Source organism: Hymenobacter sp. BT730 (assembly GCF_030542105.1).
Lineage (GTDB): Bacteria > Bacteroidota > Bacteroidia > Cytophagales > Hymenobacteraceae > Hymenobacter.
This window is the reverse complement of the sequence record NZ_JAUOFB010000009.1, coordinates 42,069-64,593: the sequence shown is the minus strand read 5'-3', so window position 1 is coordinate 64,593 and position 22,525 is coordinate 42,069. Positions and strand designations below refer to the sequence as shown.

General features: G+C 54.7%; 20 protein-coding genes. 9 read left to right on the top strand and 11 right to left on the bottom strand.

Annotation, left to right across the window (positions count from 1 at the left end):
• Positions 1 to 2: 2 nt before the first annotated feature.
• On the bottom strand, positions 3 to 3,095 hold the full coding sequence (locus Q4G72_RS16945) for a SusC/RagA family TonB-linked outer membrane protein (RefSeq protein WP_303312615.1): 3,093 nt from the start codon (positions 3,093 to 3,095) through the stop codon (positions 3 to 5).
• A gap of 471 nt (positions 3,096 to 3,566) precedes the next feature.
• On the opposite strand from Q4G72_RS16945, the gene Q4G72_RS16940 reads away from it, so the two are divergent.
• Together Q4G72_RS16940 and Q4G72_RS16935 are read left to right on the top strand one after the other, a co-directional pair.
• Entirely contained in the window at positions 3,567 to 4,880 is a 1,314-nt protein-coding gene (locus Q4G72_RS16940) for a cystathionine gamma-synthase family protein (protein ID WP_303312614.1), read from the top strand.
• 139 nt (positions 4,881 to 5,019) lie between these two features.
• A complete protein-coding gene (locus Q4G72_RS16935; protein WP_303312613.1) occupies positions 5,020 to 5,298 on the top strand; it encodes a hypothetical protein in 279 nt (92 codons plus the stop codon).
• A 117-nt stretch (positions 5,299 to 5,415) separates the two neighbouring features.
• Here Q4G72_RS16935 and Q4G72_RS16930 read toward each other — a convergent pair whose 3' ends face one another.
• The 5 genes from Q4G72_RS16930 to Q4G72_RS16910 all read right to left on the bottom strand — a co-directional run bounded on the left by Q4G72_RS16930 (position 5,416) and on the right by Q4G72_RS16910 (position 9,715).
• The gene (locus Q4G72_RS16930; RefSeq protein WP_303312612.1) at positions 5,416 to 5,790 is read right to left on the bottom strand and encodes a hypothetical protein; all 375 of its coding nucleotides are present in this window, start codon (positions 5,788 to 5,790) and stop codon (positions 5,416 to 5,418) included.
• Between the two features lie 28 nt (positions 5,791 to 5,818).
• Entirely contained in the window at positions 5,819 to 6,736 is a 918-nt protein-coding gene (gene uvsE / locus Q4G72_RS16925; RefSeq protein ID WP_303312611.1) for a UV DNA damage repair endonuclease UvsE, read from the bottom strand.
• A 9-nt stretch (positions 6,737 to 6,745) separates the two neighbouring features.
• Positions 6,746 to 7,405: a carboxypeptidase-like regulatory domain-containing protein gene (locus tag Q4G72_RS16920; RefSeq protein WP_303312610.1), complete on the bottom strand. Its 660-nt coding sequence runs from the start codon at positions 7,403 to 7,405 to the stop codon at positions 6,746 to 6,748.
• Positions 7,406 to 7,654: 249 nt separating this feature from the next.
• Complete coding sequence (locus tag Q4G72_RS16915; protein ID WP_303312609.1) at positions 7,655 to 8,314, bottom strand: hypothetical protein; 660 nt, start codon at positions 8,312 to 8,314, stop codon at positions 7,655 to 7,657.
• Positions 8,315 to 8,476: 162 nt separating this feature from the next.
• Complete coding sequence (locus tag Q4G72_RS16910; RefSeq protein WP_303312608.1) at positions 8,477 to 9,715, bottom strand: metallophosphoesterase; 1,239 nt, start codon at positions 9,713 to 9,715, stop codon at positions 8,477 to 8,479.
• Between the two features lie 115 nt (positions 9,716 to 9,830).
• On the opposite strand from Q4G72_RS16910, the gene radC reads away from it, so the two are divergent.
• Positions 9,831 to 10,583, top strand: a complete 753-nt coding sequence (gene radC / locus Q4G72_RS16905) for a RadC family protein (RefSeq protein WP_303312607.1) — start codon at positions 9,831 to 9,833, stop codon at positions 10,581 to 10,583.
• A 42-nt stretch (positions 10,584 to 10,625) separates the two neighbouring features.
• On the opposite strand, the gene Q4G72_RS16900 is transcribed toward radC, so the two are convergent.
• The 3 genes from Q4G72_RS16900 to Q4G72_RS16890 all read right to left on the bottom strand — a co-directional run bounded on the left by Q4G72_RS16900 (position 10,626) and on the right by Q4G72_RS16890 (position 13,412).
• Positions 10,626 to 11,519, bottom strand: coding sequence for an O-methyltransferase (locus tag Q4G72_RS16900; RefSeq protein WP_303312606.1), 894 nt, complete (start codon positions 11,517 to 11,519; stop codon positions 10,626 to 10,628).
• 212 nt (positions 11,520 to 11,731) lie between these two features.
• Complete coding sequence (locus Q4G72_RS16895) at positions 11,732 to 12,244, bottom strand: hypothetical protein (RefSeq protein WP_303312605.1); 513 nt, start codon at positions 12,242 to 12,244, stop codon at positions 11,732 to 11,734.
• Between the two features lie 10 nt (positions 12,245 to 12,254).
• Positions 12,255 to 13,412, bottom strand: coding sequence for a zinc-dependent alcohol dehydrogenase (locus Q4G72_RS16890; RefSeq protein WP_303312604.1), 1,158 nt, complete (start codon positions 13,410 to 13,412; stop codon positions 12,255 to 12,257).
• Between the two features lie 316 nt (positions 13,413 to 13,728).
• On the opposite strand from Q4G72_RS16890, the gene Q4G72_RS16885 reads away from it, so the two are divergent.
• The 5 genes from Q4G72_RS16885 to rny all read left to right on the top strand — a co-directional run bounded on the left by Q4G72_RS16885 (position 13,729) and on the right by rny (position 19,451).
• Positions 13,729 to 14,361: a DUF1684 domain-containing protein gene (locus Q4G72_RS16885; RefSeq protein WP_303312602.1), complete on the top strand. Its 633-nt coding sequence runs from the start codon at positions 13,729 to 13,731 to the stop codon at positions 14,359 to 14,361.
• A gap of 128 nt (positions 14,362 to 14,489) precedes the next feature.
• The gene (pheT, locus tag Q4G72_RS16880; RefSeq protein WP_303312601.1) at positions 14,490 to 16,925 is read left to right on the top strand and encodes a phenylalanine--tRNA ligase subunit beta; all 2,436 of its coding nucleotides are present in this window, start codon (positions 14,490 to 14,492) and stop codon (positions 16,923 to 16,925) included.
• A gap of 123 nt (positions 16,926 to 17,048) precedes the next feature.
• Positions 17,049 to 17,345 carry a hypothetical protein gene (locus tag Q4G72_RS16875; protein ID WP_044512044.1) on the top strand — a complete coding sequence of 99 codons (297 nt, stop codon included), beginning with the start codon at positions 17,049 to 17,051 and terminating at the stop codon, positions 17,343 to 17,345.
• A 31-nt stretch (positions 17,346 to 17,376) separates the two neighbouring features.
• A complete protein-coding gene (locus Q4G72_RS16870; protein ID WP_044512045.1) occupies positions 17,377 to 17,667 on the top strand; it encodes a cell division protein ZapA in 291 nt (96 codons plus the stop codon).
• Positions 17,668 to 17,786: 119 nt separating this feature from the next.
• On the top strand, positions 17,787 to 19,451 hold the full coding sequence (gene rny / locus Q4G72_RS16865; RefSeq protein ID WP_303312600.1) for a ribonuclease Y: 1,665 nt from the start codon (positions 17,787 to 17,789) through the stop codon (positions 19,449 to 19,451).
• 76 nt (positions 19,452 to 19,527) lie between these two features.
• Here rny and Q4G72_RS16860 read toward each other — a convergent pair whose 3' ends face one another.
• On the bottom strand, positions 19,528 to 20,025 hold the full coding sequence (locus Q4G72_RS16860) for a hypothetical protein (protein ID WP_303312599.1): 498 nt from the start codon (positions 20,023 to 20,025) through the stop codon (positions 19,528 to 19,530).
• A 186-nt stretch (positions 20,026 to 20,211) separates the two neighbouring features.
• On the opposite strand from Q4G72_RS16860, the gene Q4G72_RS16855 reads away from it, so the two are divergent.
• Positions 20,212 to 20,988: a hypothetical protein gene (locus Q4G72_RS16855; RefSeq protein WP_303312598.1), complete on the top strand. Its 777-nt coding sequence runs from the start codon at positions 20,212 to 20,214 to the stop codon at positions 20,986 to 20,988.
• A gap of 48 nt (positions 20,989 to 21,036) precedes the next feature.
• On the opposite strand, the gene Q4G72_RS16850 is transcribed toward Q4G72_RS16855, so the two are convergent.
• Positions 21,037 to 22,440, bottom strand: coding sequence for a mercuric reductase (locus Q4G72_RS16850; RefSeq protein WP_303312597.1), 1,404 nt, complete (start codon positions 22,438 to 22,440; stop codon positions 21,037 to 21,039).
• Positions 22,441 to 22,525: the final 85 nt, after the last annotated feature.

Here is a 22,525-nt window from a genome sequence, read left to right as displayed (position 1 = left end):
GCTTAGAAATTAACGTTCAGACCCAGCGCCAGCGTGCGGCTGGTAGGATACGTGGTGGCTTCGATGCCGGAATCCAGGGGACCACCAGGCAACTCTGGCGTAAAGCCGGAATAGTCCGTGGCAGTGAAGATGTTTTGCCCGGTGGCAAAAATCCGCACGCTCGACATATGCGCCCGCTTCGTCAGCTCGCCCGGCAGCGTGTAGCCCAGCACCAGATTATTGAGACGCAGGTAAGAGCCTTTCTCAATGAAGTAGGTAGAGTTAGGCGTGTTGTTACGAATGGCGAATGGGTCGGTCTGCGAAGGGTTGGACGCTGTCCAGCGGTTCTTGGCAAAGTCGGCTTCAATATTGTCAGTATTGGCGCCGCTGGCCTGCTTTTTCCGGTTGTACAGCTCGTTGTTCAGGTTACCAGAAAAGACAAATGAGAAGTCCAGTCCTTTAAATGTCAGTCCCCCATTAATGCCATAGTACACCGGCGGCTGGTAAGAGCCTGCAAACACCCGGTCCTTCAGGTCAATTACCCCGTCGTTGTTTACATCCTCATACTTCAGGTCGCCGGGACGGGGCGTCAGCAGGCTGTACGTCGGATACGCATCAATTTCTTCCTGAGTCTGGAACACACCCACGGCCCGTAGCACATAGTAAGTGCCGGCAGCCACACCATTATCAGACAGCGTAACGTTGTTGGCGCCGCCAAACAGGGCCTGGCCTCCGTTCAGGTTTTCAATGCGGTTTTTATTAAAGGTGGCATTTACCCCCAGGTTGTAGCTTAAATCAGTAGCTACCTGGCCGCGCCAGTTCAGGGCCGCTTCTACACCCCGGTTGCTGATGTCGGCAGCATTGGTGATGTACTGGTTATCGGGGTCGCCAAAAATGCCGGGAATGTTCACCGGAATCAGCGCGTCGTTGGTCTTCTTGTTGTAGTACGTTACCTCGCCGCTCAGCTTGTTGTCCAGCACGCCAAACTCCAGGGCCAGGTCATACTCCGTGGTGGTTTCCCAGCTCACGTTCCGGTCCTTAATCTGGCTGATAACGGCGCCCAGCACAGGGCGGCTGTTGAACACGTACGGAATGTTAATATCGGCCGTGGTGATGTAGGAGTTGGCGTCAATCTGGTCGTTGCCGAGCTGGCCATAGCTGGCGCGCAGCTTCAGGAAATTGAACAGCGTCTGGTCTTTCAAAAACTCCTCTTCTGTCAGAATCCAGCCGGCCCCAAAGGAGGGAAACAGACCGTAGCGCTCATCTTTATTAAACTTGGAGGTGCCATCATAGCGCAGGTTGCTCGTGAACAAGTACTTATCGGCGTACACATAGTTCACGCGGCCCAGGAGAGACAGGCGCCGGTCTTTGCCCCGCGTGGGGGCATCGTTCACACTGGTGTTGGGGTCACCGGTGCCCAGGTACCACTGGTTCTGGTCTTCGGGAACGTTGCGGCGGCTGCCAAACAGCGAGGTGCTGTTGCCCTCCTCCGTTACCGTACCGGCCAACAGCGTCAGCTCATGCTTGTCGGCCAGAATCTTCTGAAAAGTGGCCGTATTTTCCCATAGATAGCGGGTGCTGTTCACCTGCGTTACCGACAAGGTGCTCAGATCGTTGCGCTGGTTGCCACCGGCCGTCAGGAACGTGGTTTCGTTGTTGAGATATTGATAGTCGTAAACCCGGCGGTTGTTGAAGTTCAAATCCAGGTTGATAGCTGAACGCAGGGTCAGCCCACTTATCGGTTTAAAGTCAACCCCCACATTGCCCTGCAGGCGGTTTTCCAGGGAACGGTTGTTGTTTTTCTCGATGTCCAGGATGGGGTTCCCCACGTTGCCGAAAGCCGAGGTATTACCGTAGCGTCCGTCGCGCTTGCCCTCAATAATGGGGGCGGCACGGTAGGCATCCTGGAAGGCCGTTCCAAAGTTCACGTCCCGGGTGTTGGCCCGGCTGAACGAGGCCTGCGAGTTAATGGAAACCTTGGGCGAGATGGTGAAGGCCGTGTTGGAGCGCACCGTCATGCGCGAAAACCGGTTGTTGATAGCCAGACCGTCGTCCTGCAGCAGGTTGCCGCTGAAGTAGTATTGCACCGCTTCATTAGCACCCGATACGGCCAGATTATGGTTCTGGTAAGTAGCACGACGTAATATCTGGTCGTACCAGTCGGTAGAGCCCGAAAAGGCCGGAACAGTAATGTCAGGCGAGGTATCGCGCAGGTAGGAAGCAAACTGCTCTGCGTCGGCCATGTCTACCAGGTGCGCAGCTTGCTTAAAGCCCATGGTAGTGTTGTAGCTCAGCACCGGCTTGCCCACCTTGCCTTTTTTGGTGGTAATGATGATAACCCCGTTGGCCCCGCGCACGCCGTAAATAGCCGCCGCCGAAGCATCTTTCAATACGTCAATGGTTTCAATGTCGGAGTTGCTCAGGTTGCGGATATCAGTGGTTTGCACCCCATCTACCACATACAGCGGCTCGGCACCGGCTAGCAGCGTACCCGTACCCCGAATGCGCACCTTCGACTGGGCGTTAGGCGTACCATCGTTGGTAATTTGCACGCCGGCCGTTTTGCCTTGCAGTGCCTGAACCGGCGTCTGCACCGGCTGATTCACAATTTCTTCTGACTCAACGCGGGCTACGGCCCCGGTCAGGTCGCGCTTGGCCTGCGTGCCGTAGCCCACTACCACCACGTCGCTCAGCGTCTGGGTGGCCGCTGTCAGCGTTACGTTCAGGGAGGTGCGGCCACCAACTACCAGTTCCTGGGTATTGTAGCCAATAAAAGAGAAAACCAACGTGGCATCGTCCGGCACGGTCAGGCTAAACTTGCCGTCGGCATCGGTCTGGGTGCCATTGGAGGTACCCTTTACTACTACGTTCACGCCCGGTAGGCCGGCACCTTGTTCATCTACCACGCGGCCGGTCACCGGTACATCGGGAACGATTGCGGGCGAGGGTATTTCAGTAGAAATCCCTTCGCTCGTAAGCTTGGAAGTAAGGGCAGGCGGGGTAGAACCAGTAGCATGTACTGAGGCTATTCCGGAAATCAGCAGGCAGAGCGTAGGCAAAAGTGCCCGATGAGACAGTTGCCGGAACAACTGGGGGAATTGTAGAGGAGGGATCATGCGGATGGGAGATAAGAAGGTTCACTTCAGGTAGGAATGGTTTGCGCAGGTGCATACAGGGAGAAAACCTGGTTCCGGCTTCAGCGGAACAAACTGCACCCGGGTGGGGAGGCAAACAGCGGGGCCATTATCTACTCATAGGCAGTAAAGAATTAGAGTATTAATAGAAAGAAGAATAATTCCTGAGGCCGGCTGTGCCCACCGCAGTAGGCAGCGCGGCTGGCCTTTTTCAATTTTTATAAAGAAACGCCTGAGACTAGGTGGGGAATAATAGCCTTGGTAGCTGGCTATGTTTGCCCTACTACGAGGGTTACGACAGATTTGGCTAACGAAGAGCCGCAAAACCCACAACCCATACTCTAGGATTATTCAAGGGGCTCTGGCTAAGCTCGTCAGACTCAGGCTTGATTCTGGTCCTGGGCCAGCGGCAAATTTTTACCTTCGTGAACCCATCCACCTTTTCACCCACCCATGAAACCCTTACCAGAGCACGCTGAAATCAATGGCCAGCGACTACGGCCTGAGAGCCTGATGATGAGCTACGGCTATACCCCGGCCTGGAGCGAAGGCGCCATCAAATGCCCCATTTTCCAAACCTCCACCTTCGTATTTAAGAACGCCGAGGAAGGCAAAGCCTTTTTCGAGCTGGCCTATGGCCTGCGCCAGGCCGACCCCGACGAGGAAATGGGCCTGATTTACTCCCGCCTCAACAACCCCAGCCTGGAAATTCTGGAGCATCGTCTCACTCTTTGGGACGAGGCTGAAGAAGCCGCCTCCTTTGCCAGCGGCATGGCTGCTATCAGCACCACGCTGCTGGCCCTGCTAAAGCCCGGCGACGTGATTCTGCACTCCGAGCCCGTGTATGGCGGCACCGATTTCTTCCTCAAGCAAGTGCTGCTCCGCTTCGGCATTACGGCCATAGGCTTCTCGCCCAAAGCCACCGAAGAAGAGCTTTCCGCACAGGTAGCCACCATCACGCAGGGTCGCCTGGCCATGATTTACGTGGAAACGCCCGCCAACCCCACCAACCACCTAGTGGATCTGCAGGCCTGTGCTGCGGTTGCCCGCCGCTTCAGCGACGACAAAAGCCCCGTGCGCCTGGTGGTGGATAACACTTTCCTGGGTCCGGTATTCCAGCACCCGCTGCACCACGGCGCCGATGTAGTACTCTACTCGGCTACCAAGTTCCTCGGCGGCCACTCCGACCTGATTGCGGGCGCGGCGCTGGCTTCCCGGGAAATCATGAAGGAAATTAAAGCCATGCGCACCTTCATGGGTACTATGTGCGACCCCAACACCGGCTGGATGCTGATGCGCAGCCTGGAAACCCTGAAGCTGCGTATGGAGCGCGCGGCCCAGAGCGCCCAGGTTATTGCCGATTGGCTGCGCGAGCACCCGCAGGTAGAGCGCACCTATTACCTCACGCACCTGGAGCACGACCCCGCCCAGCAGGCCATCTACGAGCAGCAGTGCCTCTCGCCGGGCTCTATGATTTCCTTTGATATCCGGGGTGGCGAGGCGGAGGCCTTCCGTTTCCTCAACCATCTCAAGCTGATAAAGCTAGCTGTGAGCCTGGGCGGTACGGAAAGCCTGGCCGAGCACCCGGCCACCATGACGCATTCGGACATCATGCCCGAAATACAGCGGGAAATGGGAATTACTTCCCAAATGATTCGCCTGAGCATTGGGGTAGAGGACCCACAGGACCTTATTGCGGACCTCATGCAGGCCTTTGATATGGTACTTGAGGCACAAACCCAAAAAGCCGCTACGCTAAGCTATTAAGTCACGCTATCCATTTTATAAAACACCTCGTTTCAAACCCACATTATTGGTTTGGAATGAGGTGTTTATTTTCAGCTAAACTGCATTGTTTAGTAAGGTTATTAAGCGGCTGCGTTGATGTTTTTTATTTGTCTGTAAATTGGCACAAGTGGTAGGAAGCACTAAAATATTCCCTTTAGGAGCAATAGTCGAAGGTGTCGTTTTACGGCAGGCATCTTATGGCATATGGGTTGACTTGTATGAAGGTCAAGTAGAAGGATTAGTTGAGTTTATTCAAATGCAGGATGAACCAGTTTATCCTATTGAATTTCCTGTCAATGGGACTAAGTTGAAATTGGTTGTACTTGGCTATGGTGAAATAGACAAGACATTGCGCCTGTCAATGAAGCCATCCATGCTAGAAAAAGCAGTCAAATAGATATTTTGCTTGTAAATAACAGTAATACACTTAATACCAAAGCCAAGTCTTGTTATAATTCTCTCATTTGGAGAATTATAACAAGACTTGGCTTTGGTATTAAAATACATCTGCGGATTACAGTCCTTCCAAATCCCCGCCGGCCCGGAGTAGCATATCAGCCAGGCGGGTTAGGTCAGAGCGGGTTTCGGGGGTGGCAGTGGCGGCAGCTTGGGTGGTTTGGGCGCCCAGCATGCTCAGGGAGCGGCCAATGGCTACTGTGTTCTGATTAAGGTCGCCGCTGCTGAGCAATGACTGCAGGTTGCCTAATTCGCGCACCACATCCTGCAGCGCCGGAATACCGCTTTGCTCCAGTAGATTCTGCCAGTCATCAATGTTGGTGTGCGCAGTGCTGAGGGGAAGACTAGTAAGGCCCTCCTGCAGTGCTTTTAGGGTGGCAGTAAGCTGCGCGGCGCCCGCTTCCGGGGTATAGTGGTCAGTGAATTTTATCATTGTGGATAAGTTGTGGACAATGGGTGGGTTAGTGGATAACAGGCGCAACAGGCGGCGTGGCAAGTCCTAGCTCATGCAGAATGGCTACGGCCCGCAGCGCACTGCTTTCCTTGTCTTTTATTTCCAGCATCAAATCAAGATTAAGCCCATGCAAGTGGGTGAGAAACTCCCGGAACTGATCTTCACTGATGGAGTGGGTGTGCTTGCCTTTCCGCTCACCGGGGGCTTGTGCGCTGTAGTCCATCATGGGCGGGCCATCCTGTGTGGGGTGCCAGGTAGCAGCTGCCTGTTGCAGGGCCAGGGCCATTGGCTCGCCATTATTCAGGCATTCATGATGAAGATTATCGAAGAGCACGGGCACGCCTACTGTATCGTTAAGCTGAATACAGTCGCGCAGGCTGTAGAGCCGGTCGTCGTTTTCTACTACCAGGCGTGCTTTCACGGCTTCGGGCAGGCGCTTATAGGTGGCCACCCAGCGGGTGAGGGCGGCTTCTTTATCCCCGTACAGCCCTCCGGCATGAATTTGAAGCTTGGCAGTGGAATCCAGCCCCATTAAATCCAGCATCGAGCCCTGATATACCAACTCCTGAATGCTACGCTCTACAATGCCGGCATCGGGCGAGTTCAGCACCACAAACTGGTCCGGATGAAAGGAAACCCGCATGTTGTGCCGCTGGATGTATTCGCCCAGGGCGCGGAAACCAGCGGCAAAGTGCGTTTGCCAGGGAAAGGTATTGATGGGGTGCGAGCCGAAGGGAACTACGCCCGAGCCAATGCGGAAGAACAGCAGGCCACGCTCCACATTGTATTCCAGGATTTGCTGCAGGCAGGCCAGGTTGTTGGTTACCGCCTGTACCAGCCGCTCCTCAGAATAGGAAGCCAGCCGGAACGTGGAGGTAGACGTGCACGGCAGGGAGGCATTAACGCAGGGATACCCAATTCTCATACCGCAGACTTACGGCAGCGGCGGCGCGGGGTTGGGTTTTGCATCGGGCTCATAGCCCTCGTTCACCAGAAAATTACGGTTATACACGCGCTGTTTCTGCACGGCTTTTTCAGCTTGGTCACGGGCCTCAATTTCCTCCATCTTGCGGCGCTCCTTGCCCTCCCGGGAGAACTGGTCATAGAGCAAACTAGCAGGATTGGCCAGCGTGGGCTTGGGGGCAGTGGGGGCCGCAGAGTCCACTTTAAACAGTGGTTTAGGGGCCGGCGGGCGCTTCACGGCGCTGGCAGGGGCCGTGGAAGGGCGGCGCACATTCCGCAGGGCCCGGTTAATGGCCGCGCGGTCGGGGCGGCCTTCCTGCACGCGCACCTCGCCTAGCTGAATATTGTCGCGCTCCAGCTTAATATGAATGATCAACTGAGAAAGGCCCGAGCCGCCTAAAGGCATGCGCTGCGTTTTAAAGCCCACTGAGCGGAATACCAGGGTATCGGTATTAAGGGCATTCAGGCCAAAGTCGCCCTCATTATTGGCTAGCACGCCGCGGCCGGTGCGCTGCACCATAACGGAAGCCCCGGGAATAACTTTGCCGGTTGCTGCCTCTGATACAGAGCCCGTCACCCGGATCTGCGCTGCGGCGGGCACTGTCAGCCATAGCCCCAGAAATAATAGCATTACCAGCCCTGGCCGGCTGGCCCTAGCACTTATCAAAGCAAAAATATCCGCTACTAGCATAAGGAAACGCAACCGCAAGGTAGCCAACTACCGAGCCAAAAGCAGCGCCTGGCGTTGCATGACTTACATATCTTAGATGAGCCGGCCAATTGTGTCGACGAAACCCACGGGTGAGTTTTCGCAACGTGCACAAAAAAAGCCCACACCATAAATGGCGTGGGCTTTTTTACTGAGCTTAGGAAAAGCGGGTTATTTAATGACGCTTTTGTCCCCGTCTTCTGGCTTGTCCTTCACGGTGCCGTCATCGGCATCCATTTTGGTTTTGTTGCCTTCAGCATCTTTCATTTTCACGTCACCGTCGGACTTTACTTTGATTTTCGAGCCGTCATCGTACTTGGTTTTCGATTTGGCATCAGCGTCCATCGTGTTGTCCGTCGAAGACGACGAAGCCGAGGTGCTCATGTCCGAGTCATCCATGTAGTTGTTGTCGTAGTACGCTACCCGGTTGGTTTCGTACTGCTCATACATGGTAGGATCAGGAAATACCTGCTTCAACTCCAGATCTGAGTTATCGTAAACGGTGCGCATTTCAGCGGCCATACCAGTGGTATCAGCGGCGTACTTCTGCTGCACCTCGCCCAGGCGCTTGCCACGGGTTACATACACGGTGCGCACTTTGGTACGGGTGGCATCGTCCAGCTTCATTTTGGCGGCTACGTCGGCGGCAATGCGGTCAGCGCGGCGCTCAATGGCCTCGTCGGAGTAAGCCTGCGTGGTGGTGGTAGTGGTAGTAGTGGTGGTAGCGGCGCCATCCATGTTGGTGGTGGCCGTTTCCGTGGTTTTCTCCTGCGAGCAGGATGCCATAGTGAGGGCAACGCCGCACGACAGCATGAACAAGGTCTTTTTCATGAGTTTAAGTTTAGGTGGGAGGGGAGGGAGAGTCAAAAATTGGATTTGGCGCATATACGAGTCGGTTCTCTGCACGGTTGCCGAAGCCCTATATAGGACAATAAAAAACCACCGGCTGCCAGGCCGGTGGTTTTAGAGAAGTTGCACAGGAGGCGCCGGTATTTACGCGCGCTGCAGCTCGAATACGGTGATTTCGGGGAGGAAGCCCACCCGGCCCGGATAGCCCAGAAAACCCAGGCCGGTATTCACATATAAATATTGCTGACCGCGCTGGTACAGGCCAGCCCATTCCTTGTAAGCATACTGTACGGGGCTCCACTTAAAGCCTGGCAAATTCACGCCAAACTGCATCCCATGGGTATGGCCGGAAAGGGTCAGGTCGATGTCGGGGTAGTTTACCACCTGCGCATCCCAGTGGGAAGGGTCGTGGGAGAGCAGGATTTTGAAGGGCGCCTCTTGCGAGCCGGCGTGGGCCTGGGCCAGGTTACCGTACTTGGGAAAGCGCATTTGCGCGCCCCAGTTCTGCACGCCCAGCACGGCTATTTTCTCGCCGTTGCGCTCAATCTGATGATGCTCGTCCATGAGCAGGCGCCAGCCAATTTTAGCGTGATTGTTCATCAGACGCTGCAAATTGGCGCGCTTAGCTTCCGGTGATTCCCACTCCACGTAGTCGCCGTAGTCATGGTTACCCAGGATGGAGAAAATAGGCAGCTCAGACTGAATCTGCGCCAGGGTATCAATATGCTCTTCCACCTCCGTGGCCACATTATTCACCAGGTCGCCAGTCATGAACACCAGGTCGGCCTTTTGCGCATTAATCATCCGCACGGCCCGCTGCAACGGTTCTTTTGATTGAAAAGAGCCCGTGTGCAGGTCTGAAATCTGCAGGATTTTGAAGCCGTGGAAAGAGGCCGGCAGGTTAGGAAAGCGTAGCGTCACGCGCTTCACCTGGTAGTCGGTGGCGCCTTTGGCCATGCCCCACACCAGGGAAATAAAAGGCAGGCTACCTACTACCAAAGCCAGTCGGCTTAGGAACTCGCTGCGGGAGATAAGGCCATTGGATGTCCCACTAGGCTGGGTAATGGAGCGCACGGCCAGTAAGCCCATCCGATATAGGTCTTCGGGCAACAGGAAAACCAATATCACCAGCTTAGTAGCCAGGAAAATAACCGGCAGGCTGCCCAGATAGGTTTTGAAAGAGGCGGGAGATGAGTGCCGGGTTATCATGGCCCAGGTAGCCAGAGCCCAAACCGTGGCCGTAAGAACCCAGTAGCCAATTGCTGCGGCCCGGCGGGCACCCGGAGAAGCATGTTGTAGCACCGTGCGCACGGCCTGGAAGCCATACCACTCGGCTAATACAAACAGGGCAAGGAAGAGAAGGGTAATGAGTAGTCGAGACATATCGGGGTGTAAAACTCAGCCGGCCGGAAATAGTTCAGGGCTTGCCGCATGCATACAGACGTAGAAACCGGGTTTTTACTTTATTTTCCCGCTGGTATATCTAGTCTATGCAAGTATGGCAGTGAAAGATGAATTAACAACCCCAGGGGCCGCCGAAGCCGCCCCCGTGCGCTATGAAACACCTGCTTCCTTCAGCATCAAAAGCTGGGCCGAAGAAGACCGCCCCCGCGAAAAGCTCCTGCAGAAAGGTCGCGCCGCCCTCTCCGATGCTGAGCTGATGGCCATTTTGCTGGGCTCCGGCACCGCCAAACTCTCGGCCGTGGACGTTTCCAAGCTGATTCTGGCTGCCGTGAACAATGACCTGAATGCCCTGGCCCGACTTTCCGTGAAAGAGCTCATGCGTCATAAAGGCATCGGCGAAGCCAAAGCTATAACCATTGTGGCAGCCCTGGAGCTGGGCCGCCGGCGCAAAGAAGCGGCCACCTCCCAGCGCACCACCATCACCTGCTCCACGGATATTTATAACCTAGTGCGCCCCAACCTGCAGGATTTACCACACGAGGAATTCTGGGTGATTCTGCTGAACCGGGCCAACGTGGTGATGCGCAAAACCAGCATCAGCAGTGGCGGCGTGGCCGGCACCGTCGCTGACCCCAAGCTCATTTTCAAAGAGGCCTTGGAACAGCTGGCCTCCTCCATTATTCTGGTGCATAACCACCCCAGCGGCAACCGCAGCCCCTCCGCCGCCGATATTGCCCTCACCCGCAAAGTGAAAGAAGCCGGCCAATTTCTGGACCTTCCCATACTCGACCACTTGATTTATACTGACCTGGGTTATTACAGCTTTGCGGATGAGGGTATGTTATAGGGCGATAAATAGCAAATCAGTTATTCTGAGGCCCTGATAACTTTAAATACGGGCCTCCCCTTTTAGGAGTATCGCGGCTCCCTTTTCATTTTCTATTTCAATTAACGACAGGTCGGGAAACTGTTTGAGCCACATGGCAACCGTTGCCTTATCCTGTTCCCGATTATAGTCATCGACTACTATTATAGCATTGGGCGCTAGTTTAGCGTATAGCAGCGGCAATGCAGGGTACCGGGCATTATTTTGGGTATTTCCGGGGGGGCCATCTACTACAAGCAGGTTTATTTCAGGAAGTCGGGCAACCATATCTGCGTACCATATCCATTGTTGTTGCCCTAGGGGAATGGGAGTTAAAGGCGCATGGATGAATTCTATATATCCATCCAATTGGTGCGCCTCTGCATTTCGGGCAGTAATAGCAAGAAAGGCCTGATCATGATCAATAGAATAAAGCTTACCAAAGCCGTTTTTCTCCAGAGCATAGCCGCTATATAATGTGGATACGCCACTGCCCAGTTCTACTACTGTCTGGGGTTTGTGCGTGAGGATATTATTAACAATCAGTCGTAAAAAATCAGGGGAAGCGGCCCAGCCCCGGGTAGGAGGTAGGGGCAATCGGGTGGAGAGGGGAGAAAGTATAGTTATAAGGGCTTCTGCATTCTGATAATCAAGACGGTTTGCTTGAATAACAGCGCTTGCCTGTTGGGTAATTAGGTGTTGAAGACGTATATATAGCCCATATATAAAGAGTATTGTAATCCAAAAAAACAGGACTAATATAATAAGGTCAGGTAGCCTCGGAATGTATTTTCCATCAGTGAAAGCAACTACTGTCAGCAACAAAGCGCATAGAAAGGCCGCTTGCCTTCCAGAAATTGACGTGAAATTGCGAGCCATACCTTTTGCTTTAATGTAATCCTTTAATGAAGACACCATATTTTATTTGTAATAGTTTAGGAGTGTAAAATAGATTTTTTTAAGCATTTGCCACATTCAGTATCAAATATTTATAGGTAATACTTACGCTTGTGCCCGACTATGCTTGCGCAAACCTAATTGGGTATGATACTATACAAATAAGCCCCAACCGGAAGCCTCTTAGTAGAATAAGAGGCTTTCGGTTGGGGCTTATTTGTATAGTAGGCTAATTAGTACCGGCTCCGCCTAACAGGCTTCTTCTTATCACCGGAGCTAAGCCAGAGGATAGTACCCGCCGTAACGGCCGTAAAGGCGGCCAGCTTTAGTACCAGCGTTTGGGGGCTGTGTTTCCACTCGGCTTTGTAGCCTTTCTCCACAAAAATGTTGGGCACGGTGCCGTGGGCGAAGTCATCCAAAATGCCTTCCACCACATTCACTTTGTCAGCCATCAGCAGCGGAAGCCAGTGCAGGTAGCTGTTTTCGCTGTATTTGAACGCGAACCGCCGAATCACGCCGCTCAGGCCGGAAGGGGGCACCGAGTTGCCGACCACGGCCGTGTAGTCGGGCCGCTCGATGGAGTGCAGCACCTCGCGGTCGAGGACCTGTTGGGTGGGCCGTACCCAGGAGCGGCCGTCGTGTTCTTCGCCAGTCCTATGCCGGTTCGGATAGGTGGGCTCGTTTTTGGGGTCGTTATCGATGCCCCAGCCGGGGATGTGGGCAAAGTCTTTTGCTGTCTTTTTCATGATGCGCGGCTTAGCTATTGGCGGTTGGGGGAATGAGCACGGGCTTGATGATGTTGTCAAGCTTGGCCGAGAACATACGGTAGCCGTCGGCCACTTCCTCCAGCGGGATTCGGTGCGTAATCAGCTCGCTGGGTTTGAGGATGCCGTTCATGACGTGGTCAATCAGGCGGGGCAGGTGGCGCTTCACAGAGGCCTGGTTGCCACGCATGGTGATGCCCTTGTTTATCATGTTGCCAATGGGCACCAGGTTATCGGTGGGGCCGTACACGCCCACAATGGATACTACGCCGCCTTTGCGCACCGAGTTGATGGCCCAGTGCAGCGCCGTGGCCGAGCCGGCCTGCAGCAGCAGCTTGCGCCCGGTGATGGTTTGCATGGCATTGCCAGCTGCCTCGGCCCCCACTGCGTCGATGCAGGCATCGGCACCAATCCAGTCGGTGGTTTTCTTGAGGAACATCACCGGGTCGTCCATGTCGCTTTCGAAGTTGTAGGCTTCGCACTTGGCGAAATTCTTGGCGAATTCGAGTCGGTAGTCTTCTTTGTCGATGATGATGACGCGGCCGGCGCCAAACAGCCAGCAGCACCGCGCCGCCATGATACCCACCGGGCCCGCGCCAAACACCACCACCGTGTCGCCGGGCTGAATGCCGGCCATTTCAGCGGCCTGGTAGCCGGTCGGGGTGATGTCAGTGAGCAGCACGGCATCGTCGAGGCTCATGCCTTCCGGAATCAGCGTGGGACCGAAGTTGGCGTATGGCACCCGCGCGTACTCGGCCTGGCCACCGTTGTGGCCACCCCCCGTGTGCGCATACCCTAAGAAGCCGCCCACGGCCGTGGCCTCGGAGTTAGATTCGTGGCAGTTGCCGAACATGCCCTGCTTACAGAAAATACAGCGCCCGCAGGCAATGTTGAACGGCACCATTACCCGGTCGCCCACTTTTACATTGGTTACCTCGGAGCCAATCTCTACGATTTCGCCAACAAATTCATGCCCAAACGTCATACCGACGCGGGTATCTGGCACGTTGCCATTGTATAAGTGCAAGTCTGACCCGCAAATACAGGTGCGCAGTATGCGGACAATCGCATCCTCGGGATGCTTGATTTCGGGCATGGGTTTCTGCACGGCACGAACCCTTTTAGGGCCCCTGAAGTCCATTGCTAACATAAGATTGTGCTTTAAGGGTACATGTATGAAAAAACCCTGGCTGGGCCAATTCTGAAACAATCCAATAACTGCGATACCTGACAAGGGAGTTAACTAGTACTGCATTAAAATCCTAAAGTTTCATGATGTTGTTTTATTCTTCCTGAATCCGTATTTATACGGATGAGGTTTGGGGGAAAACTGTTAGCTATGGGGCAGGAGTAAGTGCCGATCAAAGGAAGCTTAGCGCAGGCGCTTTGCTTCGCTAGTCGTGGCGGATAGTGTCCCTGCTAAGATCGACAGCACAAGCGTTAGCGCCCGTTCCTACCTTTGCGGCATGCGCGTTAACTCTAAACTCCTCATCGGCCTCGGTCTACTGCTGATCCTGGGCTATTTTCTCCAGGATATCGTCTTCAACGACAACGACTATTTCCTGCGCCTGCGCAAAGCCCGCCAGGAAAAGAATGCCAGCTTCCGCCGGGCTACCGGTTCCCCCCTGGATCAAAAGCAGCGCGACGGCTTCGACAGCCTGCGCTATTACTCCCCCGATAAAGCTTACCGCGTAGAGGCCCAACTGGAGCGCTTCACGCAGCAGGATACCGTGCTCATGCCCCTCACCGATGGCAAAGCCGACAAGTATCTGCGCTGGGGCCGCGCCGCCTTTGAGGTAAACCAGCAACCCCAGCAGCTGACCCTGTTTTTGAAAGCCGACGGCCAGGACTCCACGCTCTTTATCCCCTTCACCGATAAAACCAATGGCTTTAGCACCTACGGTGGCGGCCGCTACCTTGATGCGGCCCTACCCGCTGCTGATTCTAAAGAAATCGAACTGGACTTCAACCTGGCTTATAACCCCTACTGCGCCTATAATAATGGCTACGCCTGCCCCGTGCCACCAGCCGATAACCGCCTAGCCGTAGAAATCAGAGCCGGGGAGCAGGACTTCCACGACCACTCTACCCACGAGTAAGCAAGCACAAAGAGCCACTTGCTGACTCCTACACTTAGGCTGTAACCCGCCGCCCCAAATCCTTACCTTTGCCTCGTCTGGCGGGCTTCTGGCCCCACACCTGGCAACTGAACACTGGCATCTGACTCATGAAAATATCCCTCGACTGGCTCCGCACGCTTATCCCCACCGACAAACCCGCCGAGGAAATCGGGCAGCTGCTCACGGGCTCCGGGCTGGAGGTAGAAGGCATTGAGGAGCTGGAAAGCATCCCCGGCGGCCTGCGTGGCCTGGTGCTGGGCACCGTGCTCACCTGCGAAAAACACCCCGACGCCGACAAGCTCAGCCTGACTACGGTAGATGTAGGCGACGAAACCCCGCGCCAGATTGTTTGCGGCGCCGCCAACGTGCGCACCGGTCTAAAAGTAGTGGTGGCTCTGGAAGGCGCTACCCTTTACCCGGCTCAGGGCGAACCATTCAAAATCAAGAAGTCCAAAATCCGCGGCGCCGCTTCGGAAGGCATGATTTGCGCCGAAGACGAAATTGGTCTGGGTACCTCGCACGCCGGCATTATGGAGCTGGATACCGAACTGCCCAACGGCACGCCCGCCGCCGACTACTTCGGCCTGGGTTCTGATTCAGTTTTCGAAATTGGCCTGACACCGAACCGCGCCGATGCCGCCTCGCACTATGGTGTGGCCCGCGAGCTACGCGCCCTGCTGCGCCAGCCCTGCCACCTACCCGATATCAGCCAGTTCCACGCGCCGGCCAAGGCAGAGCGGAACATTGCTGTGGTGATTGAAGACACCGAGGCCAGCCCACGGTATGCCGGGCTGCTGCTGGAAAACGTGCAGGTTGGTCCGTCGCCGGAATGGCTGCAGCGCCGTTTGCGCAGCATTGGTCTGTCGCCCATTAATAATGTGGTAGACGTCACCAATTTCGTACTGCACGAGTTGGGTCAGCCCCTGCACGCCTTCGATGCCGACCAGATAACGGGTAATAAAATCCGCGTGAAGCGCGCCGAAGCCGGGGAGAAGTTCACAACTCTGGATGGCACTGAGCGCACTTTGAAAGGCGAAGACCTTGTTATTGCGGATACCAATGGTCAGCCCATGGCGTTGGCCGGTGTATTCGGCGGCAAAACCTCCGGTGTTTCCGAGCAGACTACTCGCGTATTTCTGGAAAGCGCGTATTTCCAGCCCGCTGCCGTGCGCAAAACCGGCCAGACGCACCAGCTCAAAACGGATGCCTCCTTCCGTTTTGAGCGCGGCACTGATCCTCACATGGTGCTGATTGCCCTGAAGCGTGCCGCTTTGCTCCTGCAGGAAGTGGCCGGCGCCACGGTTGCTGCGCCCATCGTAGATGAGTACCCGAACCACATCGGCCACACCATGGTGCGCCTGCGCCTGCCGCGGGTGGAAAAGCTGGTAGGCCAGTTTATTGCTCCGGAGCGCATCCGCCAGATTCTGACCGATCTGGATATTCTGATTGCGGAGGAAGGTAAGGACCAAGGCGGACACGCCGAGTGGATTCTATCGGTGCCGCCGCATAAGGTGGATGTGACCCGTGAGGCCGATATTATTGAAGAAATTCTGCGCATTTACGGCTACAACCACGTGGCCCTGCGCCCGCATAACTCCGCTTCGTTCCTGGCGCAGTTCCCGAATCCTGATCCGGAAATTATCCGGCAGAACACCGCCCGCTTGCTCAGCGGCCAGGGTTTTTCGGAAATCATTACCAACTCCATTACCAACTCGGCTTACTTTGAGAAGGAGGGAGAGCCGGCTGAAGAACTGGTACGCCTGCTCAACTTCAACAGTGCCGAGCTGAACGTTATGCGCCCCGCCATGCTGTTCAGCGGGCTGGAGGTGGTGCGCTACAACGTAAACCGCCGCCAGCGTGAACTGAAGCTGTATGAGTTCGGGAAAACCTACCGCCAGAAAGCCGGTGGCCAGTACGAAGAGCAGAACAAGCTGGTGATTTATCTCACGGGCAACACCGCCGCCGAAACCTGGCAGCAGAAGTCGGACAAGTCTTCGTTCCACCAGCTGGCCGGAGCCGTGCAGCAGGTGCTGGCTTCGCTGGGCTTTGCCACGCCCACCTCGCAACCGGTGCAGCACCCCTACCTGGCGGGCGGCCTCACGCTGCTGGCCCAAAACCAGCCCGTAGCGCAGGTAGGCGCCGTATCGGCGGCGGTGCTGAAGCGTATGGACGTAAGCCAGCCCGTGTGGTATGCCGAGCTGGACTGGGACTGGCTGATGCGCAAGTACAAGAACACGCTGGTGGCCCGCGAGCTGCCCAAGTTCCCGGAAGTGCGCCGTGACCTGTCCCTGGTAGTCGATAAAACCGTCACTTTTGACCAGCTGCAGCAGATTGCCCGCCGCACGGAGAAGAAACTACTCCAACAGGTAAATGTGTTTGACGTGTATGAGGGCGACAAACTAGGCGCCGACAAGAAGTCATATTCCGTGAGCTTCCTGCTGCAGGACCCCACCCAAACCCTCACCGACCAGGCTATTGATGGCGTGATGCAGCGGCTCATTCAGCAGTTTGAGCAGCAGGCCGGGGCCCTCATTCGGAAGTAAAGGTTGAGTCCTGGCTGGATAGTACCCGGCTCATCAGCTAGATAATATTTATAGTCTGATGCGCCGGGCACTATAAAGTTCGCGCTACATCTTTACCTTCACCTCTTCCATCAACGAATAAAAATGGCCTCCACTCAGCAGCTTGCTCAACTCGACCGCCTGGAGCGGCAGGTAACCACGTTAGTGGCTGCCTATCAGCAGTTGCGCGAGGAGCTGGCCGATGCCCAAACCACCATCCAGCAGCTGCGTGCCGACGTGCGCGACCGGGAGCGGCAGTTGAAGGATTTCCAGAATCAGGAGAATATTACTAAACTTGTACATACCATAGCAGGGGAACCTGCCAATGCAACAGAGCTAAAACAGCGACTCAACGAATACATCCGCGAGATAGATAAGTGCCTTGCCTATTTGAGGGAGTAAAACACCATCAACCTACCGCCTACTGATACTCATGTCCGACTTATCCATCAAAATCCGCGTTGCCGACCGGGATTATCCTATGCGGGTAACCCCCACGGAAGAGGAGCGTCTGCGTATGGCAGGCCGGCTGCTCAACGACCGGATCCGGGAATTTCGCGAACAGTACGGCATCCAGGACAAGCAGGACTTGTTGGCCATGATTGCCTTATCCACCATGGCTGACCGCCTGAAGGTCAGTAAGGAGAAGGACGGCACCGACGCAGCGCTGACGGAGCGCCTGTCGCGCCTGGACCAGCTGCTTTCCTCGCTCGTGCTCGACTAAGAGCCGGGCGTTTGGCCGAACAATCGGTTCGGTTGCAACGGGCTTTCGCTAAGCCGGTTGTGCTGTTGTAGTGGCATTCTTTTGCTGTGGCTTTGTTCTTTATTTCAAAAACCATAGCCATGCCCGACATTTTGTATATCGTGGTGGCAGCCGTAGTAGCGTTAGCCCTGGGCGTCTTTATCGGACGACAGCTGGCTGGCAAAGCCCGGCAGGACCACGAGGCCAACGCTAAAGCCCGCGCCCAGCAATTGCTGGAGGAGGCTGAAGCCAAGGCCAACCGCATCCGCGACGAGCGGATCCAACAGTCGAAAGACAAGTTCCGCAACCTCAAACAGGAGTTTGAGCAGGAGAGCCGCCGCCAAAAGCAGGCCCTCGACCAGGAGTTGGTGGAGCGCCGCGCCGCCGTAGTAGAGCAGGAGCAAAGCATTAAAAAGCTGAGCGAAACCACGCAAAAACAGCTGGAACAGCTGCAACGCAAGGAAAAAGACCTCGATACCACCCGCGAAAAAATTGAAACTCAGGCGCAGCAACTGCGCGAGAAACTGGAAGGCCAGGAAGAGCGCCGCCAGCAGGCCCATGATGCCCAGATAGCCAAACTGCAGCAGAAAGAGCACGACGCTGAAACCAAGCTGCAGCAAGTGCAGCAGCAGCTGGAAACGATTTCGGGCCTGACGGCCGCCGAAGCCCGTGAGCAGCTGGTGGAGTCGCTGAAGAATGAAGCCCAGATTCAGGCGTCCAGCTACATCAAAGATGTGGTGGCCCAGAGCAAGCTCACCGCTACCAAAGATGCCAAGAAAGTGGTGCTGGAAACTATTCAGCGCACCGCGGCCGAGCACGCCATTGAAAACTGCGTCTCTATCTTCAACATCGAATCAGACGATGTGAAGGGCAAGATTATCGGCCGGGAAGGTCGTAATATCCGCGCCCTGGAAGCCGCTACGGGTGTCGAGATTATTGTGGATGATACGCCCGAGGCTATTATCATTTCCGGTTTTGATCCGGTGCGCCGCGAGGTAGCTCGTCTGTCGCTGCACTTGCTGGTAAAGGATGGCCGCATTCACCCGGCCCGCATTGAGGAGATTGTGGCCAAAACCCGCAAGAACATTGATGAGGAAATCGTTGAAATCGGCGAGAAAACCATCATCGACCTCGGCATTCATGGCCTGCACCCCGAGCTGATTAAGATGGTAGGTCGCATGCGCTTCCGCTCATCTTACGGCCAGAACCTGCTCCAGCACTCCCGCGAAGTAGCCAACCTCTGCGCCACCATGGCCGCCGAGCTGGGCCTGAACGTGAAGCACGCTAAACGTGCCGGACTGCTGCACGACATCGGTAAAGTAAGCACCGAGGAGCCCGAGCTGCCCCACGCCATTCTGGGCATGGAGATGGCCAAGAAATACAAGGAGCACCCCGACGTGGTAAACGCCATTGGCGCCCACCACGATGAAATTGAGATGACGGCCATGATTTCGCCGCTGGTGCAGGCTTGCGACGCCATTTCCGGCTCGCGCCCCGGCGCCCGCCGCGAGATGATGGAAAGCTACATCAAGCGCTTAAAGCAGCTGGAAGAAACCGCCGTTTCGTTTGAAGGTGTGCTGCAGTGCTACGCCATTCAGGCCGGCCGCGAGTTGCGCGTAATGGTAAACGCCGACAACGTAACCGACGACCGCGCCCAGGAGCTGAGCTACGAAATCTCGCAGAAAATCGAGAAGGAAATGCAATACCCCGGCCAGATCAAGATTACGGTTATCCGGGAAATGCGCGCCGTGGCTTACGCTAAGTAAAACGGCGAAACTGTATTCCATTAAAAGCCTCCGCAGCGTTAGTTGCGGAGGCTTTTTGTTGCTGAGTGTAGAAATTTTATTTCGTGACCAGCCAGGTTTCAGTAAAGGTATATTTTCTTAAAGTACCACCGAATGCGTAGCGCTCAACTTTATTATACTGAAGCACCTTCCCATCATTGATTATGATATAAAGTGTATCTCTCTTCCTACCACCGTTTAACTCAATTTTATGATAATCATCAAGAAACCGCCACTTAGAAGTATAAGATTGAATTTCAGATGAGTCACACTTCGTTTCACCATTGCCATGAATAAAGTCTCCGTTTGAACTATATCTATCAATGTCGTCTCTTACGCATTCCATTTTATAGAAAGCAAGATCATTAAACAGATCTGTTATCAGTTTCCCATCTTCTCTAGGCACCTCCGGTGTTACGGTAAGGGCTGTTCGGATATAGTTCTTATCAATTAGGTTTTTCCTGGCTTGTTCGGCTGGTGAGACATCATCTTTTGAACAGCCTGATAGCACCAATAAAGCACTGTAGATAGGCAGAAAGTAGAGACTGGGCTTCATTAATAACTGGTTGGGATAATGCTGCAGATAAGTTGTTGGGAGCTTAGTGTCTTCTGTGCTTTAGTCTATGCTTATACAGGTAGGGTAGAGACTAGGTAACATCATGCTGTAGGCTGATGGACGTACCCATATTCTCTATATCTTACCTTGGTTAAGAAAGATATCCATGTGTCAGATTGTAGCTACATGTCTAAATTATTATCCTCCGTTGTGCTCTGTGCGGTACTCGCTTCCGTTTCAACTGGCTGCAGTATTTATGCACCTATGTTGCCTATTGCGCCCGTGTTGCGGGATAAAAATCAGGCCGAAGTAGCGGCAGCAGTGCACATTAATGGACGTATACAGGGTAATATAGCCTATTCGCCAATCCGGCATTTATTGCTAACAACGGCTGGAAGTTACCAGGAAAGAGGATCTACTGAGGACACAACTCATTTTTATAATCGTCAATACGAAGTAGGGCTTGGTAGTTATTGGCCGGTAGCTAAATCCTGGTTGTTCAGCGGGCAATTGGGTTATGGTCAAGCTGAAAGCCAACGGGGCTTTAAAGGAATAAGAAATTTTCTGGTGTCGGATCCAGGTTACGATAAGTATAAAACCCATTACAACAAGTTTTATGGGCAGGTAGCGGCCTCTGTGGATATAAAAAGAGTAACCCTGGGACTTTCATACCGTCGCACCTGGATAGATTTCAAGTCGCTTACCTATAATGGCGAAGCACTGCCTTTTCGCCGCATGATCCGGGATGAGCCTATGTTTTTACTTCGTACCGGTATCAACCGCCAAACAGCCTCTTTTCTGAAGCTACAGGCTACACTGGGTTGCTCCTTTAATTCGGGTAATGGATTAGATAACTCTGATGATTTATTGAACCGGCATAGAGTACATATACGGGAAGATATGCTCACTTACAGCATAGGGCTAATCTTTCACCCACACTATCTGCCAAAGCGCACTGAGTAGGGGAATATTTCTGGAAGGAAGGAGACAGTTGTCAACAATCCGGGTCATTCACTTCTGCTTTAGATATCGGAAGACGTTGTTCAAACCTTCTGCCCAGGTGGGATGCGCAAACACCATATCCTGCAGTTGCTGATACCGTAGCCGACCGGCCATAGCCAGCTGGAACATGGCCATGATTTCGCCGCCTTGCTCACAGAAGATGGCGGCTCCCAGAATACGGTCGTTCTTATCCACCAGTACTTTCCAGAAACCCGTAGTCTGTCCGGTTTCACGGGCACGCCCAATGGTTTTCACGGGCAGTTTGGCCACGCGGTAGGCAATGCCCTGCTCCCGCGCCTGTTGCTCTGAGAGGCCAATGCGCCCCAACTGCGGATGTGTAAAGATAACATAGGGCAGAGGGCGGTTTTTGGTGGAACGGCGCTGGCCAAGCAGCAGGTTGTTGCGCACTACCCGGTAGTCGTCGTAGCTGATGTGGGTGAACTGAGGGCCGCCGTGTACGTCTCCGAGGGCATAAATGCCACGCGCACTGGTTTGCAGACGGCTATTTACCTGAATGTAGCCGTTGTCATCGGTTTTGATCCCGGCTGCTGACAGGCCCAGATCATCCGTATTGGGCTGGCGGCCAGTGGCTACCAGCAGGTGGGTGCCTTTGATGCGGCGCTGTCCGGTGTGGGCTTGTGCAGTTACCGTAATGGCACCATCCTTTTCTGGCTGTGAAACCCGATGCGCCTTGGCACCGAGCACGAACTCAATACCCGTTGCTTCCAGCATATGCTGCATTGCCTCACTGACATCCGTATCCTCATGCCCCAGCAAATGACTGCCGGAGTCAATAACAGTAACGCGGCTGCCAAAGCGCCGAAACATATACCCAAACTCTACGCCGATATAGCCGCCACCCAGAATGACGAGGTGCTCTGGTAACTCCCGCAGATCCAGCAATTGAGTTGGGGTGAGGTAGCTGGTCGTCAGCAAGCCTTCTACCTCAGGAATGGCGGCCCGTGTGCCGGTATTGATAAAAATAAGCGGGGCCGTAATTTCCTGCTGTACCGTGCCGCCACTCATCACTTCTACCGTGTGTGCCCCCGTGAAGGCAGCGTGCCCGTGCAGTACTCGGATGTTGGGGTGCTCGGGGGTAAGGTTGTGCTGCACGCCTGCCCGCGTTTTTTCAATAATGGCGTCTTTGCGGTCCATAGCCCCTGCCAGATCCAGCTGCGGGCTGCCTCCCTTAACGCCATAGGATGCGGCATTCCGAATCTGCTGCATCCGCTCCGCAGAGGTAAGCAGGGCTTTGGTTGGCGAGCAGCCAAAGTTGATGCAGGAGCCCCCAAGCAGGTGCCGCTCTACTAGAACGACTTTCTTTCCAGCATCGGCCAGGGCGCCAGCCAGCGGGTTGCCAGCCTGGCCGGAGCCAATAATCAGCGCGTCGCAGGAAATGCGTTGCAGAGCCATAAGCAGGGGAGCAGAAGTGGCAGAAGGTACAAATGATCCTTGCAATACGGTCCAGCTTTTGCGGCGGCCACACAACGAAACGGGC

Excerpts from the sequence above, each read along its gene's own strand:
- Q4G72_RS16945 (WP_303312615.1), bottom strand. The coding sequence starts at position 3,095 with ATGATCCCTCCTCTACAATTCCCCCAGTTGTTCCGGCAACTGTCTCAT.
- Q4G72_RS16890 (WP_303312604.1), bottom strand. The coding sequence starts at position 13,412 with ATGTTAGCAATGGACTTCAGGGGCCCTAAAAGGGTTCGTGCCGTGCAG.
- Q4G72_RS16900 (WP_303312606.1), bottom strand. The coding sequence starts at position 11,519 with ATGGTGTCTTCATTAAAGGATTACATTAAAGCAAAAGGTATGGCTCGC.
- Q4G72_RS16875 (WP_044512044.1), top strand. The coding sequence starts at position 17,049 with ATGGCCTCCACTCAGCAGCTTGCTCAACTCGACCGCCTGGAGCGGCAG.
- Q4G72_RS16915 (WP_303312609.1), bottom strand. The coding sequence starts at position 8,314 with ATGAAAAAGACCTTGTTCATGCTGTCGTGCGGCGTTGCCCTCACTATG.
- Q4G72_RS16885 (WP_303312602.1), top strand. The coding sequence starts at position 13,729 with ATGCGCGTTAACTCTAAACTCCTCATCGGCCTCGGTCTACTGCTGATC.
- Q4G72_RS16895 (WP_303312605.1), bottom strand. The coding sequence starts at position 12,244 with ATGAAAAAGACAGCAAAAGACTTTGCCCACATCCCCGGCTGGGGCATC.
- Q4G72_RS16855 (WP_303312598.1), top strand. The coding sequence starts at position 20,212 with ATGTCTAAATTATTATCCTCCGTTGTGCTCTGTGCGGTACTCGCTTCC.
- Q4G72_RS16870 (WP_044512045.1), top strand. The coding sequence starts at position 17,377 with ATGTCCGACTTATCCATCAAAATCCGCGTTGCCGACCGGGATTATCCT.
- uvsE (WP_303312611.1), bottom strand. The coding sequence starts at position 6,736 with ATGAGAATTGGGTATCCCTGCGTTAATGCCTCCCTGCCGTGCACGTCT.
- radC (WP_303312607.1), top strand. The coding sequence starts at position 9,831 with ATGGCAGTGAAAGATGAATTAACAACCCCAGGGGCCGCCGAAGCCGCC.
- Q4G72_RS16850 (WP_303312597.1), bottom strand. The coding sequence starts at position 22,440 with ATGGCTCTGCAACGCATTTCCTGCGACGCGCTGATTATTGGCTCCGGC.
- pheT (WP_303312601.1), top strand. The coding sequence starts at position 14,490 with ATGAAAATATCCCTCGACTGGCTCCGCACGCTTATCCCCACCGACAAA.
- rny (WP_303312600.1), top strand. The coding sequence starts at position 17,787 with ATGCCCGACATTTTGTATATCGTGGTGGCAGCCGTAGTAGCGTTAGCC.
- Q4G72_RS16860 (WP_303312599.1), bottom strand. The coding sequence starts at position 20,025 with ATGAAGCCCAGTCTCTACTTTCTGCCTATCTACAGTGCTTTATTGGTG.
- Q4G72_RS16930 (WP_303312612.1), bottom strand. The coding sequence starts at position 5,790 with ATGATAAAATTCACTGACCACTATACCCCGGAAGCGGGCGCCGCGCAG.
- Q4G72_RS16920 (WP_303312610.1), bottom strand. The coding sequence starts at position 7,405 with ATGCTATTATTTCTGGGGCTATGGCTGACAGTGCCCGCCGCAGCGCAG.
- Q4G72_RS16910 (WP_303312608.1), bottom strand. The coding sequence starts at position 9,715 with ATGTCTCGACTACTCATTACCCTTCTCTTCCTTGCCCTGTTTGTATTA.
- Q4G72_RS16940 (WP_303312614.1), top strand. The coding sequence starts at position 3,567 with ATGAAACCCTTACCAGAGCACGCTGAAATCAATGGCCAGCGACTACGG.